At 66.3% G+C, this 16075-nt stretch carries 12 protein-coding genes and 3 pseudogenes; 11 read left to right on the forward strand and 4 right to left on the reverse strand.

Annotation, left to right across the window (positions count from 1 at the left end; genetic code table 11):
* Positions 1-3: 3 nt before the first annotated feature.
* Together BAY1663_RS04355 and prlC are read right to left on the reverse strand one after the other, a co-directional pair.
* Complete coding sequence (locus tag BAY1663_RS04355; protein ID WP_037038205.1) at positions 4-285, reverse strand: YheV family putative zinc ribbon protein; 282 nt, start codon at positions 283-285, stop codon at positions 4-6.
* A complete protein-coding gene (prlC, locus tag BAY1663_RS04360; protein WP_037038207.1) occupies positions 282-2333 on the reverse strand; it encodes an oligopeptidase A in 2052 nt (683 codons plus the stop codon). Before prlC ends, BAY1663_RS04355 begins: the two co-directional genes overlap by 4 nt.
* Positions 2334-2464: 131 nt before the next feature.
* Between prlC and BAY1663_RS04365 the strand changes: the two genes are divergently transcribed.
* From BAY1663_RS04365 to BAY1663_RS04385, 5 genes and pseudogenes are all read left to right on the forward strand, one after another.
* Positions 2465-3016 carry a gamma carbonic anhydrase family protein gene (locus tag BAY1663_RS04365; RefSeq protein WP_037038208.1) on the forward strand — a complete coding sequence of 184 codons (552 nt, stop codon included), beginning with the start codon at positions 2465-2467 and terminating at the stop codon, positions 3014-3016.
* Positions 3017-3172: 156 nt separating this feature from the next.
* Positions 3173-3673, forward strand: a complete 501-nt coding sequence (locus BAY1663_RS04370; protein WP_037038209.1) for an RNA polymerase sigma factor — start codon at positions 3173-3175, stop codon at positions 3671-3673.
* Between the two features lie 83 nt (positions 3674-3756).
* The gene (locus tag BAY1663_RS04375; RefSeq protein ID WP_037038211.1) at positions 3757-4734 is read left to right on the forward strand and encodes a FecR family protein; all 978 of its coding nucleotides are present in this window, start codon (positions 3757-3759) and stop codon (positions 4732-4734) included.
* Between the two features lie 245 nt (positions 4735-4979).
* Positions 4980-7735, forward strand: a pseudogene (locus BAY1663_RS04380) (TonB-dependent hemoglobin/transferrin/lactoferrin family receptor).
* Between the two features lie 102 nt (positions 7736-7837).
* Positions 7838-8452, forward strand: coding sequence for a heme acquisition protein HasA (locus BAY1663_RS04385; RefSeq protein WP_037038212.1), 615 nt, complete (start codon positions 7838-7840; stop codon positions 8450-8452).
* Between the two features lie 543 nt (positions 8453-8995).
* Here BAY1663_RS04385 and BAY1663_RS04395 read toward each other — a convergent pair.
* Both BAY1663_RS04395 and BAY1663_RS04400 read right to left on the reverse strand, forming a co-directional pair.
* The gene (locus BAY1663_RS04395) at positions 8996-9403 is read right to left on the reverse strand and encodes a type II toxin-antitoxin system VapC family toxin (RefSeq protein WP_037038214.1); all 408 of its coding nucleotides are present in this window, start codon (positions 9401-9403) and stop codon (positions 8996-8998) included.
* Positions 9403-9633, reverse strand: a complete 231-nt coding sequence (locus tag BAY1663_RS04400) for an antitoxin (protein ID WP_037038215.1) — start codon at positions 9631-9633, stop codon at positions 9403-9405. Before BAY1663_RS04400 ends, BAY1663_RS04395 begins: the two co-directional genes overlap by 1 nt.
* 168 nt (positions 9634-9801) lie before the next feature.
* Here BAY1663_RS04400 and BAY1663_RS04405 point away from each other — a divergent pair.
* The 6 genes and pseudogenes from BAY1663_RS04405 to BAY1663_RS04430 all read left to right on the forward strand — a co-directional run.
* Positions 9802-11559 (forward strand): annotated as a pseudogene (locus BAY1663_RS04405) (type I secretion system permease/ATPase).
* Positions 11556-12926 (forward strand): HlyD family type I secretion periplasmic adaptor subunit, encoded by a 1371-nt coding sequence (locus tag BAY1663_RS04410; RefSeq protein WP_051497069.1) that lies wholly within the window; start codon positions 11556-11558, stop codon positions 12924-12926. Before BAY1663_RS04405 ends, BAY1663_RS04410 begins: the two are co-directional and overlap by 4 nt.
* A gap of 1 nt (position 12927) precedes the next feature.
* Complete coding sequence (locus tag BAY1663_RS04415; protein ID WP_051497070.1) at positions 12928-14253, forward strand: TolC family outer membrane protein; 1326 nt, start codon at positions 12928-12930, stop codon at positions 14251-14253.
* Positions 14254-14380: 127 nt separating this feature from the next.
* On the forward strand, positions 14381-14971 hold the full coding sequence (locus BAY1663_RS04420; protein ID WP_037038217.1) for a biliverdin-producing heme oxygenase: 591 nt from the start codon (positions 14381-14383) through the stop codon (positions 14969-14971).
* On the forward strand, positions 14964-15374 hold the full coding sequence (locus BAY1663_RS04425) for a YbaN family protein (protein ID WP_037038218.1): 411 nt from the start codon (positions 14964-14966) through the stop codon (positions 15372-15374). The genes BAY1663_RS04420 and BAY1663_RS04425 overlap by 8 nt, the downstream gene beginning before the upstream one ends.
* A gap of 61 nt (positions 15375-15435) precedes the next feature.
* Positions 15436-16075 (forward strand): annotated as a pseudogene (locus BAY1663_RS04430) (alcohol dehydrogenase catalytic domain-containing protein); the annotation flags it as partial.

Raw genomic sequence — 16075 nt, forward strand, 5'->3', positions numbered from 1 at the left:
CGGTTATTCGGGTTTCTTCTTCAGCTTGGGATTGGGGAAGAATTGCACCGACTGCACCTGCGGGTTGGCCGGCTTGGGTTGTGCCTTGTTGACCCGCGTGCCGAGCTCGGTCGGCACCGACTGGCCCTGGGCGTTGAGTATGTCGGCATAGCCGCAGACCACGCATTCGCGGTGCGGCACGCCGTCGACGTCCCACATCTTGATGCAGTCGCTGGCGCCGCACGCCGGGCACACGGCCCCGGCGATGAAGCGCTTGGTGGTGACACGGGATACTTCGTCGTTCATGCCGCGGCCTCCGCTACCAGCCCGAGGTGGCGCAGCAGGGCGTCGATGGACGGCTCGCGGCCTCGGAAATCGACGAACAGTACCATCGGTTCCTGCGAGCCGCCACGCGCCAGGATCGCCTCGCGGAAGGCGCGGCCGGTCTCGGAATTGAACACGCCTTCCTCCTCGAAGCGCGAGAAGGCATCGGACGACAGCACCTCGGCCCATTTGTAGCTGTAGTAACCGGCCGCGTAACCGCCGGCGAAGATGTGCGCGAAGCTGTTGGGGAAGCGGTTGTAAGCCGGCGGGCGCATCACCGAGACCTCGTCGCGGATGTGTTCGAGCACTTCCAGCACGCTGCGACCGTCGCCGTGGGTGGCGTGCAGTTCGAAGTCGAACAGGGAGAACTCCAGTTGGCGCGCCATCATCATGCCGGACTGGAAGTTCTTCGCCGCCAGCATCATGTCCAGCTTGTCCTGCGGCAGGCGTTCGCCGGTCTGGTAGTGGCCGGAGATCAGCGCCAGGCCCTCGGGGTCCCAGCACCAGTTCTCCATGAACTGGCTGGGCAGCTCCACCGCATCCCAGGCCACGCCGTTGATGCCCGAGGCGCCGGCGTGCTCGACCTGGGTCAGCAGGTGGTGCAGGCCGTGGCCGAATTCGTGGAACAGCGTGGTGACCTCGTCATGGGTCAACAGCGCCGGGCGCTCGCCCACCGGCGGGGTGAAGTTGCAGACCAGGTTGGCCACCGGCGTCTGCAGCGTGCCGGCGGCGGTGCGGCGCTTGTCGCGGGCGCCGTCCATCCAGGCGCCGCCGCGCTTGTTCGGCCGCGCGTAGAGGTCGAAGAAGAAGCGCCCGACATGCTCGCCGTGCTCGGTGATCTCGAACAGGCGCACATCCGGATGCCAGCCGTCGAAGCCTTCCAGCTCGTGGATCTCGATGCCGTACAGGTGCTGGACGATGCTGAACAGCCCGGAGAGCACCTTGTCGATCGGGAAGTAGGCGCGCAGCTCCTCCTGGTTGAGGCTGTAGCGCTGCTGGCGCAGCTTCTCGGCATAGTAGCCGAGGTCCCAGCTCTGCAGGTCGGCCAGGCCCTGTTCGGCGGCGAAGGCGCGCAGCTCGGCCAGGTCGCGCTCGGCGAACGGCTTGCTGCGCAGCGCCAGGTCGCGCAGGAAGTTCAGCACCTGCTCGGTGGACTCGGCCATCTTGGTTGCCAGCGACAGCTCGGCGAAGTTGCCGTAGCCCAGCAGGCCGGCCAGCTCGTGGCGCAGTTCGAGGATTTCTTCCATCACCGGGCCGTTGTCGAACTGGCCGGCGTTCGGTCCCTGGTCCGAGGCGCGGGTGGAATAGGCGGCATAGACCTCCTCGCGCAGCGCGCGGTCGTCGGCGTAGGTCATGACCGCGTAGTAGCTGGGGAATTCCAGGGTGATCAGCCAGCCGCCGAGGCCCTTGGCCTTGGCCGCCTCGGCCATCTGCGCCCTGGCCGAATCGGTGATCCCGGCCAGCAGGCTCTCGTCGGTGATGTGCCGGGTCCAGGCCTGGGTGGCGTCCAGCAGCTGGTTGGAGAACTTGCTGCCCAGTTCGGCGAGCTTCATCTGGATGGCGCCGAAGCGCTGCTGCTCGACCGGCGGCAGGTCGATACCGGACAGGCGGAAGTCACGCAGCGCATGTTCGAGGATGGTCTGCTGCGCCACCTCGAAACCGGCCGCCTGCGGGCTCTCGGCCAGCGCCTGGTAGGCCTCGAACAGCGCACGGTTCTGCCCCAGCTCGGTCCAGTAGGCCGACAGTTTCGGCAGGCAGGCCTCGTAGGCGCTGCGCAGTTCCGGGCTGTTGCACACCGAGTTGAGGTGACCAACCGGGCTCCAGGCACGGGCGAGGCGCTCGTTCAGCTCGTCCAGGCCGACCACCAGGGTCTGCCAGTCGAGGCTTTCGGCCGGGCGGCTGAGCAGCTCGGCGATGGCCACGCGGTTGTCGCCGAGAATGCTGTCGATGGCCGGCTCGACGTGTTCCGGGCGGATCGCGGTATAGGGCGGCAGGTCGAATTCTTGCAGCAGAGGGTTGTTCGCGCTCACGGTACACCTTGTGACGAAGAGGGTTGAAACTCAGACCACGGCGGCTGGACGATGCTCCGGCCGATCTGTAGCGGCATTGGCGACCATCTTAATTACAATCGACCCTTCCCGCAGCCAAAGAGGTTTCTATCGTGGCGATTCGCAGCTACCACAACTCCACTCCCTTGCTGGGCGAGCGCGTGTTCGTCGACGCCTGCGCCGTGGTCATCGGCGATGTGGAAATCGGCGCGGACAGCTCGGTCTGGCCGCTGACGGTGATCCGCGGCGACATGCACCGCATCCGCATCGGCGCGCGCTCGAGCATCCAGGACGGCAGCGTGCTGCACATCACCCACGCCGGCCCGTACAACCCGGACGGCTTCCCGCTGACTATCGGCGACGAGGTCACCGTCGGCCACAAGGTCACCCTGCACGGTTGCACCCTGGGCAACCGCATCCTGGTGGGCATGGGCTCGATCGTGATGGACGGCGTGGTGGTCGAGGACGAGGTGATCATCGGCGCCGGCAGCCTGGTACCGCCGGGCAAGACCCTGGAATCGGGCTACCTCTACGTCGGCAGCCCGGTGAAACAGGCCCGGCCGCTGACCGACAAGGAGCGCAGCTTCTTCAGCTACACCGCCGGCAACTACGTGAAGCTGAAGAACCTGCACCTGGCCGAGGGCACGGGTACGCCTACTGTTTGAGCCATTTCGACAGGCCCGGCCATATGGCTGCAATGACTTGTGGAAGCGGCATCAATTGAAAATGATTCTCGATAAAAATATGATGCCATTCCGTCGCTTCTGGGGTGCGAGGCATTTTGCCGCGGCACCCCGGCGACTCACAGTCAGGAGAAGGCATTGTCGGAAGTGGACCTCAAGGCGCTCTTCCTCAGACATGGCAACGCTGTCCGCAACCTGTTGCTGCGCCGCAGTCGCGACCCTCAGTTGGCGTCGGACCTGACCCAGGAGAGTTTCCTGCGGCTGGCCGAGCAGGCGCGCAACGGCCCCGTCGACAATAGCCCTGCCTACCTTTTCCGCATCGCCCAGAACCTGCTGATCGACCACATACGCCAGCAGCAACGGCGACGCACCGACAGCCAGCCCAACGAGGCCATTGCCCATATCGAAGACGAGACGCCCGATCTTGAACGGCAGTTGGCTGCCCGCCAGCGGCTGAAGAAAATCCGCGAGGCGGTGGCCGAACTGCCGCCGCGCACCCAGCAGATCTTCAGGCTCAACCGCTTGCAGGGGCTGACCTACGCGGAAGTCGCTCGGCATCTCGGCATTTCCGATAGTTCGGTGCAAAAGCATCTGACCCGCGCACTGCAGCATGTTGCCGAGCGACTGCGCGACGATTGAGCGCACCACTGCCGCGCTGTTACCGTTTCCCGCCGCGCCGGACGTCCTTACTCTTGATCGATAACCAAACCACGAGACTTCACGTGATCAGCCACGACGAGCGACAGCGTGCACGCAACGAGGCGGCCGCCTGGGCCGTGCGCCTGGGCGAGGCGGACCCGGTGGCGCCCTATCCGGAGGCGCTGCAGCACTGGCTTGCCGAAAATCCGCAACGGGCCGGTCTGCTGCAAGAGGCTCGCGAGACCTGGGCCGAACTCGGCGCGCTGGATTCGCTGGACGAGCCGGTGCCGAGCCCGGCAGGCCGCGACGCATGGCGGCCGCCGGCTCGAGCGCGGCGGCGCCTGCACTACTTCGCTGGCGCCGCCGCGGTGCTGCTGGTCTGGCTGGTGGTGACGGCTCAGGTGCCTCAGCGCACCTCCGACCTGTTCGCTGACCATGCCACTGGTATCGGGGAGCGGCGCCAAGTGACGCTACCGGATGGCAGCCTGGTCGAGCTGGACGCCGATAGCGCACTGGATGTCGTCTTCGACGGCGAGCGGCGCCTGGTCCGCCTGCGCCATGGCGAGGCGATCTTCCTGGTGGCGCCGATGGGCGAGGGCGAAACCAGACCCTTCCTGGTGGAAAGCGCCGGCGGCAGCAGCCGGGCCCTGGGGACCCGCTTCGTGGTCGGCGACCGCGGCAGGGGCACCTGGATTGGCGTGCTCGAGCATAGCGTCGAAGTCAGCGCGCCGGGTACCACCAGCGAGCGCCGGCGCATCCTCGAGCAAGGCCAGAGCGCCTGGTACGACGCCCGAGGGGTCCATCCGCTGCAGGCTGATCTGGGCAGCGCCACCGCCTGGCGCGACGGCCTGCTGGTATTCCAGGACCGCCCGCTGGAGGAGGTGATCGAGCGCCTGCAGCCCTATCGGCGCGGCTACGTGATGATCTCCGATTCCCGCCTGGCCGAGCGCCGTGTCAACGGCGTTTTTCGCCTGGACAGCCTCGACCAGTCGCTGGATCTGCTTGTCCGTGAGCTGGGCGCCAGCCGCCTGGACTTGCCGGGATTCACCCTGATCCGCTGAGCCCGTAAAGGCAGCCAGCCCGCACCGGACCGTGGGCGCTCCTCGCGGCAATGCAGGCCCGCCAGGAGGGCCGGCTACAACCCGCCCTACAATCCCCAGACCCCGTCTGGCACGATGCCGCGCAGAAATTTTCCCCTCGCGTTACCGACTTCCCCCGCTCCGCTCGTCTGTCTTTCTGAGAGTGATTTTCATTAACTCGAGCAGATAACCAGAAAGACAGCCAACGCGATAATTCGAGGAGAGGGATGAAACGTAACAGGAAAAAGGCGCGGCCCCGCTACGTGGTCTTGTCAGTGGGCATGGCCCTCGGCAGTTGCCTGATGGTGCCGGGGCCGCCGCTGGCCGCCGCAGTGGAGTCGGTGGGTGCTACCCAAGTCGTACCAGCCACTATCGAATTCGATATCCCGGCACAGCCATTGGTAGCCGGCATGCTGGAATTCGCCCGGCAAAGTGGGGTGCAAGTGTTCTTCGACAACGAGCGTTTCGCCGGGCTGCAGGGCGGGGCCGTACAGGGGCGCTATTCGCTGGAGGAAGCGCTGCAGCGGCTGCTGGCATCCGCTCCGGTGAGCTATCGCTTCTTCGAGGGCGGACGCCAGGTCACCCTCAGTCAGCGGCAAACCGATGGGGACGTGTCCGAGCTGCCCGACGTAACCGTGCGCGGCTGGCTCAGCGAGAAGGAACAGACCTACCTGCAACCGCGTTCGGTGGCGGTGATCGACCGCGAGCAGATCGACCGGCGCCCGCCACGGCATGCCGCGGACATGCTGGAGGAAACTTCCGGCGTCTACACCGCCGTCAACCAGCGCGACCCCGGTCTGTCGGTGAACATCCGCGGCATACAGGACTACGGCCGGGTGAACATGAACATCGACGGCATGCGCCAGAACTTCAACGTCAACGGTCACCAGCAGCGTAACGGCGTGATGTTCGTCGACCCGGAGTTCATCGACAGTGTCGAGATCGACAAGGGCACCAGTGCCGGCATGGGCGGCGCTGGCGTGCTGGGTGGCATCGCCTCGTTCAATACGGTGGAGGCGCGCGAGTTCCTCGGCGAAGGCAAGGAGTTTGGCGGGCGCCTACGTGCCGGCCACGGCATCGGCGAACTGGGCAACGGCACCTACTTCAACGGCAGCGCCCTGTTCGCCTTCGGCAACGAGATCGGTGATCTGTTGCTGGGCGTCAGCGAGCGCCACTTTGGCGACTATCGTGCCGGTACCAATGACAAGGACAATCTGGGTACCGAGATACGGTTGCGTAAATATTATCCGGAGGCTTGGGAGGATTGGTTGAATTCCGAAGTTGGCGATATGGACAGCGTGACCCGCTCACGCCTGTTCAAGTTGGGGGTCAACCTGCCGGAGAGCCAGCGTCTGCAACTGAGCTACATGGAGTACGACACCGACAGCAAGGAGGCCTGGACTTATCTTTCGAGCGACCTCAAGCGTTTTGAATACGGCCGTACCGGCGCCAGCGACATCATCGCCCGCAACACCGCACTGGACTATAGCTACAACCCGGACAACGACCTGATCGACTTCAAGGCCAAGTTCTACTACGTCAGCACCCGCCAGGATCGCTGGAATGCTGGCAGCACGGCCAGCCAAGGTAGTGGCAACTGGTACCCCGACTATACGGACAAGTACCGCACCGACACCTGGGGCCTGCAACTGCAGAACACCTCGCGTTTTTACCTGGGCGACGCGCACCGGTTCGCCGTTGCCTATGGCGGTGAGCTGTTCCGCGACTCCTTCAAGCCTTCGACCACACGGACCGCAGCCACCAACGAAACCAGCCAGCCCTACATCAAAGGAGCCACACCGGAAGGCGAGCGCACCATGGGCAGCCTGTTCGGCCAGATGGTCTACGACTACGATGACTGGCTGACCGTGGATGCCGGTCTGCGCTACGACCGCTTCCGTCTTAAGGGCGATACCGGGCTTACCGTATGGACGTTCCCGGAAGGCCAGTTCCTCAGCAGCACTTATGTTGAAACGCCACTGGTGTACGACGTCGACCGTGAAGAAGGACGCTTCTCACCCACCCTGGGCGTAGCGGTCAAGCCCGGCCTGGACTGGCTGCAACTCTATACCCGCTGGGGTCGGGGCTGGCGTCCACCGGCGGTGACCGAGGCCTTCATGTCCGGGCGCCCTCACGGTGGCGGCGGAAACGAGATGGTCTACCCCAATCCCTTCCTTGAGGCGGAGCACTCCCATAACTGGGAGGCAGGTTTCAACGTCTTCAAGGAGTCACTGCTGCGTGACGGCGACCGCCTGGGCATCAAGGTGGCCTATTTCGATACGCGCATCGACAACTTTTCCTTCATGGATATCAACGTCAGCGTGCCGGGTGAAACGGTCGGAGGTATCGGCCTTGGCCGCTCGGCCTATCAGAACAACCTGGAGGAAACCCGTTTCCGGGGCGTGGAGTACAGCTTGATTACGACGCCGGCGACTATTACGCCCGCCTTAGCTATACCCACATGATCGGCAGCAACGACTTCTGCTCGAAGGATTTCTACATGGGGGGTGCACAGGAGCGCGTGCAGGTGGGAACCATGCCGGGCTTCATCCAGGTCGGGCCAATCCAGATTCCGGTGCAGGTGCCGGTATACGAGGCCCGGTCCAACGAGGCGCTGAACGCTCTGGCTAGCTGTGGCCACATCATGGGCAACGCTTCCTATATGCCGGCTGATCGTGGCTCGCTGACCCTCGGCATGCGCTTTTTCGACAAGCGCCTGGATGTGGGGGCGCGCCTGCGTTACAGCGAAGGCAATGGCGAGAACCTCGACACCCACGGTTTCACCCAGATCGACCAGGCGCTCTGGCCGCAGTACGAGGTCTACGACCTCTACGCCAGCTACTGGATGACCAGCAGCCTGAACCTGGCGCTGTCGATGGAGAACGTCACCGACCAGGCCTACTTCGTCGCCATGGGCGATGCCAACAACCTGTCTCTGGCCCGTGGCCGCACCCTCACCGGGATGCTCGAGTACCGATTCTGAACGGTCCCGGTCAAGGGCCGGGGCAAGGCTTTGCCCGTGTCGGGCAAAGGCGCTGATGCCTGATGCAGCAGCGTCCATCACCCATGTACAAGAGGATTTGTCATGAGCGTTTCCGTTACTTACGATCCGATCTTTGGTAGTTCCACCATCGACGACTACCTAGCCTTCTGGACGACCGGGTTCGCTACTGCCGGCCATGGCTACAGCAACACCGGCGGTTTCAGCAACGGCACATTCGACGGCGACCAGTACGCCACCCACGGCTCCAACTCCGACTTTGCCTTCATCGCCGACAGTGGTACCAGCAATGGCCTGCACTACGTGTGGAACCCGGCCTTGCCGAGCGGCGACAACCTGAACCACTACCTCTATGGCGAGGTGGACAGCGTCTCGCTGGGTGAAATACTGGGCGGCGGTTCGGGCAGTGACTTCACGCTGGCCAACTATGTGGTCACCTTCAGCGGTCTGGATCTCTCCGCTGCTGAGGGGGCCGGCCGTGTCGGCAACGAGGTGCACGAGACCATCTATGGCCTGATGCAGGGCAATACCGATGCGCTGGAGTCGGTGCTGGACGACCTCTTTGCTGCCTATGGCGTCTCCACCGACGACACCTTCGACGTGGTTGCCGCCGCCCTGGTTGCCGGCCCGTTGAGCACCGACTCTGCCGAGCTGATCGGCGTGCCGGAGCTGGCCGACGATCTGGCCCTGGCAGCCTGATCGCCATGCAGTAAAAAGCGGATGAAAGATCGCTCTTCCATCCGCCTCTGAAACACCCGGCACGGCCTGAGTTTTCGCGGACGCGGGTCGTGTCGGGACCGGGGGATACTCCCGTTTCTTCTCAGGCAGGTCAATCATGTCCCGCAAAAAGACAGGGGCAAGGGCTAAATTCGCCTCGCACTTATTCGTCGAGGATTCTCATAAGCGTAGAGGATCGCTGCTTATAGAGCCTCCGTCGTTTGCCCTGAAGGAGATGCCGCTCGCACTGGCGGCGCGTGCTCGCCCGGAGCCCCTTTCGCTCGCCGCTCTGCTGGTCCGTCATAAGGCCCGCCAGTGGCAGAAGGAGCTGCCACGCGCGCCCGTGACCATCCATCCCAGCTTCAGCGGTTGGCAGGTAGCCCCGAGCGGCGAGTATTCGCTGTCCTACGGCAGCCAGGCCGGGCCCCGACCGCAGCTGGTGCAAGAGGGGAATACCCGATGAGCTGCCGGCTGGCTGTCTCCGTGGGCATAGCGTTTCTTGCAGCCCAGGATTCGCCGTTTCGGCTAACGCGCCCAGTTCTCTACCTGCAGACCCTCGACCCGGACGAACTCCCTTTCGTTGTTGGTGACCAGCACCCAGCCCCGTGCCCGGGCATGGGCCGCGAGCCAGAGGTCGTTGTTGCCGATGATCCGTCCCTGGCGTTCGAGCGTGCCGCGGATATCGCCGTAGTGATCGGCGACCGGAGCATCGAGGTCATCCAGGCCAATGCAGGCCAGCAGGTGATCGATGGCCTGTATCGACCGCTCCCGGGACTGGCTTTTCTCCGCGCCATGGTGCAGCTCGCCCAGGGTGATCACCGACATGACCAGTTCCTCCGCACGATGGCGGGCGAAGCGCTGTCGTACCTGCTCGGGATTGTGCTTGATGATGTAGATGCAGATGTTCGTATCGAGCAGGTAACGCACGCTCATTACAGGCTGTCCCTTTCCTGCGGCAGCGAATCATCGCGGCCCTCGGCCATGAAATCGTCGGGGAACTGGGCGAGCGCCTCGAAGATGGCCAGCGCGCGCTCCGGGCGTTCACGCAGGACGACCTCATCTCCCCGGCGGAAGATTTCCACGCTGCTGCCCTTGAAGCGGAATTCCTTGGGCAGGCGCACGGCCTGGCTGCGGCCGGACATGAATAGCTTGGCAAGAGACATGGTGAGCGCCTCCTCTGTTCGATTGATAGATACCGAAGATATATACCGAGTGAAGCGGCGTCAATGCGCTGTCTTCACCCGGGCGTCGATCACATCGCTCGACGGGCTCGACTCCGATCCATGCGCGGTAGCAATGCCCATCTTCACACCCCTTCGGAACCTGCTGCCATGAGCGAACCCCGCAACGAAATCCTCGCCGCCCTGACCTCCTACAAGGGCGGCTTTTTCAGCATCGGCCTGTTCAGCGCCATCATCAACCTGCTGATGCTGGCGCCGGCCGTCTATATGCTGCAGGTCTACGACCGGGTGCTGGCCTCCGGCAACCCGATGACCCTGGCGATGCTGACGCTGATGGTGGTCGGCCTGTACGCTTCATGGGCGCACTGGAGTGGGTACGCAGCGTCGTGGTGATCCGCCTCGGCGCGCGGATGGACATGCGCCTCAACCAGCGCATCTACGACGCCGCCTTCGCCGCCAACCTGACGGGCAACCGGCAGTCGGCCGGCCAGGCGTTGAAGGACCTGACCAGCCTGCGCCAGTTCGTCACCGGCAACGCCTTGTTCGCCTTCTTCGATGCGCCCTGGTTTCCCGTATACCTGCTGGTGATCTTCCTCTTCCATCCCTGGCTGGGAGCGTTGGCCCTGGCCGGGGCCTGCCTGCTGATGGGGCTGGCCTGGCTCAACCAGTGGCTGTCGCGGGCGCCGCTGGCCGAGGCCGGCCGGTTGTCGATCCAGGCGACCCAGCAGGCCGAGGCCGACCTGCGCAACGCCGAGGCCATCGAGGCCATGGGCATGCTCGGCGCATTGCGCCAGCGCTGGCTGAGCGGGCATCAGGGGTTCCTTGCCCAGCAGGGCCTGGCCAGCGAAAAGACCGCCGTGGTCGGCGCCTGGTCCAAGGGCGTGCGCCTGGCGCTGCAGTCGCTGATGCTCGGCCTGGGGGCATTGCTGGCCGTGGCCGGCGAGATCACCCCGGGATGATGATCGCCGGTTCGATCCTGGTCGGCCGCGTGCTGGGCCCGCTGGACCAGCTGATCGGCGCCTGGAAGCAGTGGGCTTCGGCGCGCCTGGCCTATGAGCGCCTGGTCCGGTTGTTGAGCGACTGTCCGGCCCGCGCGCGGGGCATGGCGCTGCCGGTTCCGCAGGGGCGCCTGCAGCTGGAGCGGGTGACCGCCGCCGCGTCTGGCAGCCGGGTTCCGGTATTGAGCAACGTCGCTTCGCCCTGGAAGCCGGTGAGGTGCTCGGCGTGTTCGGCCCCTCCGGCTCCGGCAAGTCGAGTCTGGCCCGCGTGCTGGTGGCGGCGCAGCCGTTGCTGGCCGGCAAGATCCGCCTGGACGGCGCCGACCTGCATCAGTGGGACAAGGTCGAACTCGGCCCGCATATCGGTTACCTGCCGCAGGACGTGCAACTGTTCGCCGGCAGCATCGCCGAGAACATCGCCCGCTTCGCCGAGGTAGATGCCGACGCGGTGGTGCGGGCCGCACAACTGGCCGGCGTCCACGAGCTGATCCTGTGCCTGCCACAGGGCTATGACACCCGCCTGGGCGAGGGCGGTGCCGGGCTTTCCGGCGGGCAGCGGCAGCGCGTCGGCCTGGCCCGTGCGCTGCATGGCCTGCCAGCGCTGATCGTGCTCGACGAGCCCAATGCCAACCTCGACGAGGAAGGGGAAAAGGCCTTGCTGGCGGCTATCGCCCGGCTCAAGGCACAGCGCCGCACGCTGGTGCTGATCACCCACAAGCCTGCGCTGCTGGCCGGGGCGGACAAGCTGCTGGTGCTGCGCGGCGGGCAGATGCAGGCCTTCGGCCCGGCCGCGCGGGTGCTGCAGGAACTGCAGCAGGCAGCGCGGTCGGCCACGGTGGCGCCGGCTGCCGCCAAGCCGGCGGGCCTGAACGTCAGCTATCGCCTCAACGTGCCGGGAGAAGCCACATGAGCGCCGCACGGATCGCCCTGGTGGCGGACAACGACAAGGCGCCAGCGGAGCACCCGGCGGACGCGCAGACGGTGCTCGGCCCGGCGTTGGACGACAGGCGCCATGCGCGCATCGGTTGGTGGCTGGTGCTTCTGGGCTTCGCTGGCTTCCTGGCGTGGGCCGCCCTGGCGCCACTGGACAAGGGCGTGCCGGTGTCCGGCAAGGTGATGGTGTCGGGCAACCGCAAGGCCGTGCAGCATGCCAGCGGCGGCATCGTCGAACGCATCCTGGTACGTGATGGCGAACGGGTGCGGGCCGGCCAGGTGCTGCTACGACTGGACGAGACCGCCCTGCGCGCCCAGGTGGAATCGCTGCGTGCCCAGTATGTCGGTGCCCGCAGCATGGAAGGCCGGTTGAGCGCCGAACGCGACGGCCTGGCCGCCATCGTCTTCGATCCCGACCTGCTGGCGCGTCGCGACGAGCCGTTGGTGACGGCGGCGCTGGACCTGCAACGGCAACTGTTCGACAGCCGTCGGCAGGCTATGGCGATGGAGCTGGATGGCCTGCGCGAGGGGATCGCCGGCGCCGCGGAACAACTGCGCGGCCTGCGCACGCTCAGGCTGAGCAAGGAACGGCAGAAGCAGGTCCTGACAGAACAACTAGCGGGCCTGCGCGACCTGGCCCGGGAAGGCTACGTCGCGCGCAACCGTCTGCTGGACAGCGAGCGCCTGTACGCTGAGCTCGACGGCGCGCTGGCCGAGGACATCGGCCGGGTCGGCCAGTTGCAGCGGCAGATCTTGGAGATGCGCCTGAAGCTCGGCCAGCGTCGCGAGGAGTACCAGCAGGAGGTGCGCGGCCAGTTGGCCGAGGCGCAGACCCGGGCCGAAGACCTGCGCCACCGCCTGGCCGGCGCCGCGTTCGAGTTGGCGCGCAGCCAGGTGCGGGCGCCAGCGGACGGCATCGTGGTGGGCCTGAGCGTGTTCACCGACGGCGGCGTGATCGCGCCTGGCCAGGCGCTGATGGAAATCGTGCCGGAGCACGAGCCGTTGCTGGTGGAAGGCCAGATACCGGTCAACCTGATCGACAAGGTGCATCCGGGGCTGCCGGTGGAACTGATCTTCTCCGCCTTCAACCAGAGCACCACGCCGCGGATCGCCGGCGAGGTGCAGACGGTGTCGGCGGACCGGCTGGTCGACGAGACCACCGGCGAGCCCTATTACAGCCTACGCGCCAGGGTCAGCGAGGACGGCATGCGACAACTGGCCGGGCTGGCGATCCGTCCGGGCATGCCGGTGGAGGCCTTCGTCCGCACCGGCGAGCGCTCGCTGCTCAACTACCTGTTCAAGCCGTTGCTGGACCGCACCCACCTGGCGCTGGTGGAAGACTGACATGGCCCGGACCGGAAACCTGCTGCTGGTCGGCCTGCTGGCCTTCACGTCCTCCGCCCGGGCCCTGGGGCTGCTGGAAGCCTACGACCTGGCGCTGCACCACGATCCGAACTTCCAGGCGGCGATCCAGGCCCACGTCGCCGGCCAGGAGAACCGTGCGCTCGGCCGCGCCGGGCTGCTGCCCAGCCTGTCCTGGAGCTACAGCAATTCCGAGAACGACTCAGAGGTTAGGGCCGGCGAGGCAACGGTCGAACGCGACTACCGCAGCTACGCCTCCACCCTGACCCTGCAACAGCCGTTGCTCGACTACGAGGCCTGGGCCCGCTACCGCCAGGGGATGGCCCAGACGCTGCTGGCCGACGAGCAATACCGCGCGCAGAGCCAGGAGCTGGCCGTGCGGCTGCTGGCCGCCTACAGCCAGGCACTGCTGGCCCGTGAGCGGATCGAGCTGAGCCGCGCCCAGCGGCGTGCCTATGCCGGGCGCCTGCAGCTCAACCGGCGGCTGTTCGACAAGGGCGAGGGTACCCGTACCGATATCCTCGAGACCGAGGCGCGGCACAGCCTGGCGCTGGCCGAGGAAATCGAGGCGCAGGACACCCTGGATGACGCCCTGCGCACGCTGCAGGCGATGCTCGGCCGTTCCCTGGTGATCGACGAACTGGCGCCGCTGGCCGAGGTCTTCGAGCCGCAGCCGTTGCAGCCCGCCAACTTCGACGCCTGGCGCGAGCTGGCGCTGCGCAACAACCCCACGCTGGCGGCGCAGCGCCATGGCCTGAGCGCCAGCGAATACGACGTGGCGCGCAAGCGCGCCGGCCACCTGCCCAAGATCAGCCTGTACGCCAGCAGCCGCAAGACCAGTTCCGATTCGGAAAGCACCTACAACCAGAAATACGACACCAACAGCATCGGCGTGCAGATCAGCCTGCCGCTGTTCGCCGGCGGTGCCACCTCGGCCTCGGTGCGCCAGGCTGCCAGCCGGCTGGAACAGGCACGCCACGAACTGGATGCGCAGACGGCGGACACCCTCAACGAGCTCAAGCGCCAGTTCAACCTGGCGCAGAGCAGCCGGGCCAGGATCGGCGCCTACCGCATGGCCGTCGAGTCCGCCAGCCTGCTGATCGAGGCGACGCGGCGCAGCGTGCAGGGCGGCGAGCGGGTCAACCTCGACGTGCTGGATGCCGAGCAGCAGCTCTACACCGCCCGCCGCGACCTGGCCGAAGCGCGCCATGGCTGGCTGCAGGCCTGGCTGAACCTGCGCCATGGTGCAGGCGTATTGAACGGCGAGGACCTGCATGTGCTGGCGCAGTATTTCCAGCGGGACGAATGATGGCCCCGAAGCTGGCGGTCGCTCCGGGAATCCGCGGCGCTATTTACTGCCTCGGCGCGGCTGATTCGTCTTTATCTGAAGCGGGCCGAACCCGTACTTCCAGGACCGATAATACGAGAGCCATCCCATGAGCGCATCATCGCACCTTTCCCACCCGCTGCGTTCGCAGCGCCTGAACGCCCTGACCCACGAACCCCATGAGCGTCTCGAAGCGCTGGTCAAGGCGCACGAGCCGTTCGCCAGCCGCGAGAACTTCGCCCGCTTCGTCGCCGCCCAGTACCTGTTCCAGTACGACCTGCAGAAGCTCTATCGGGACCCGCGCCTGGTGGCGCTGGTGGACGACCTGCCGGTGCGCTGCCGGGTCGCGGCGGCGCGCCTGGACTTGGCCGATTTCGGCGTGCCGGTGCCGGCGGGTGACGAGAGCATCCGCTCGCGTGAGATGGGCGTCGGCGAGGCGCTGGCCTGGCTGTTCGTTTCCGAAGGCTCCAAGCTCGGCGCCGAGTTCCTGTTCCAGAAGGCCGCAGCGCTGCAGCTGGATGAGACCTTCGGCGCCCGCCACCTGGCCGCACCGGACGGTGGCCGGGCGCAGGGCTGGAAATCCTTCGTCAAGGTGCTCGACGGTGCCGCGCTGGACTCCGAGCAGGAGCGCCGGGCGGATGCCGCGGCCATTGAGGCGTTCGAGCGTTTCGCCGTGCATCTGGAGCGCTGCTTTGCCTGAGTCGGCGCCTGGCCGGCACGGCCGTCTGCGCTGGCTGTGGCTGGTCGTCGCCTATCTGGCGATCGGCCTAGCACTACTGGGCGTGGTGCTGCCGGGCCTGCCGGCCACCGAATTCGTGCTACTCGCCGCCTGGGCCGCATCGCGCAGCTCGCCGCGGCTGGCGGCCTGGCTGGAACGCCATCGCATGTTCGGTCCGCTGCTGCGCGACTGGCGCGCCGGCGGCGTGATCGCGCGGCGCACCAAGGTGTTTGCCAGCCTGGCGATGCTGGCGAGCCTGACATTGCTGGTTTTGACCGTTTCCCATCGTCCGTCGGTGATGTTCGCCGTCTCCGGCATGGCCTGCGGCGCCGCCTGGATCTGGAGTCGGCCGGAGCAGGCCCGTTCCGCTCGGCTTCCGCGCTGAGCACACGTGGGTCGATACTTGCGCTTTAATGCAGCAGGTAGAGCCACAGGGAGCGTCCGTTATGCATGCCATGGTCCTCGAGTACGTCGGCGCGCCGTTGCGCTGGCGCGAACTGCCCGACCCGCAACCCGGCCCGGGCGAGCTGCGTGTGCGGGTGCTGGCCTGCGGCGTATGCCGCACCGATTTGCACGTGGTCGATGGCGAGTTGCCAGCGGCACCGCTGCCGATCATTCCCGGTCACGAGATCGTCGGTCGCGTCGATGCGCTGGGCGAGGGGGTGAGCGGCTTCGAGCTGGGCCAGCGGGTGGGCATTCCTTGGCTCGGGCATACCTGCGGGGTGTGCAGCTACTGCCAGCACGCCGAGGAGAACCTCTGCGACGCGCCGCAATTCACCGGCTACACACGGCCCGGCGGCTATGCCGAACGGGTGGTCGCCGATGCGCGTTTCGCCTTCGCCCTGGGCGAGGAGGGCGACGACGTGGCCATGGCACCGCTGCTCTGCGCCGGCTGATCGGCTGGCGTTCGCTGGTCAAGGCCGGTACCGGCAAGCGGCTGGGGCTCTACGGCTTCGGCGCCGCGGCGCATATCGTCATGCAGGTGGCGCGCTGGCAGGGGCGCGACGTCTACGCCTTCAGCCGTCCCGGCGACGTTGCCGCGCAGGACTTCGCCCGCTCGCTGGGCGCGACCTGGGCCGGCGATTC

The organism is Pseudomonas sp. BAY1663 (assembly GCF_000582595.1).
Lineage (GTDB): Bacteria > Pseudomonadota > Gammaproteobacteria > Pseudomonadales > Pseudomonadaceae > Stutzerimonas > Stutzerimonas stutzeri_AF.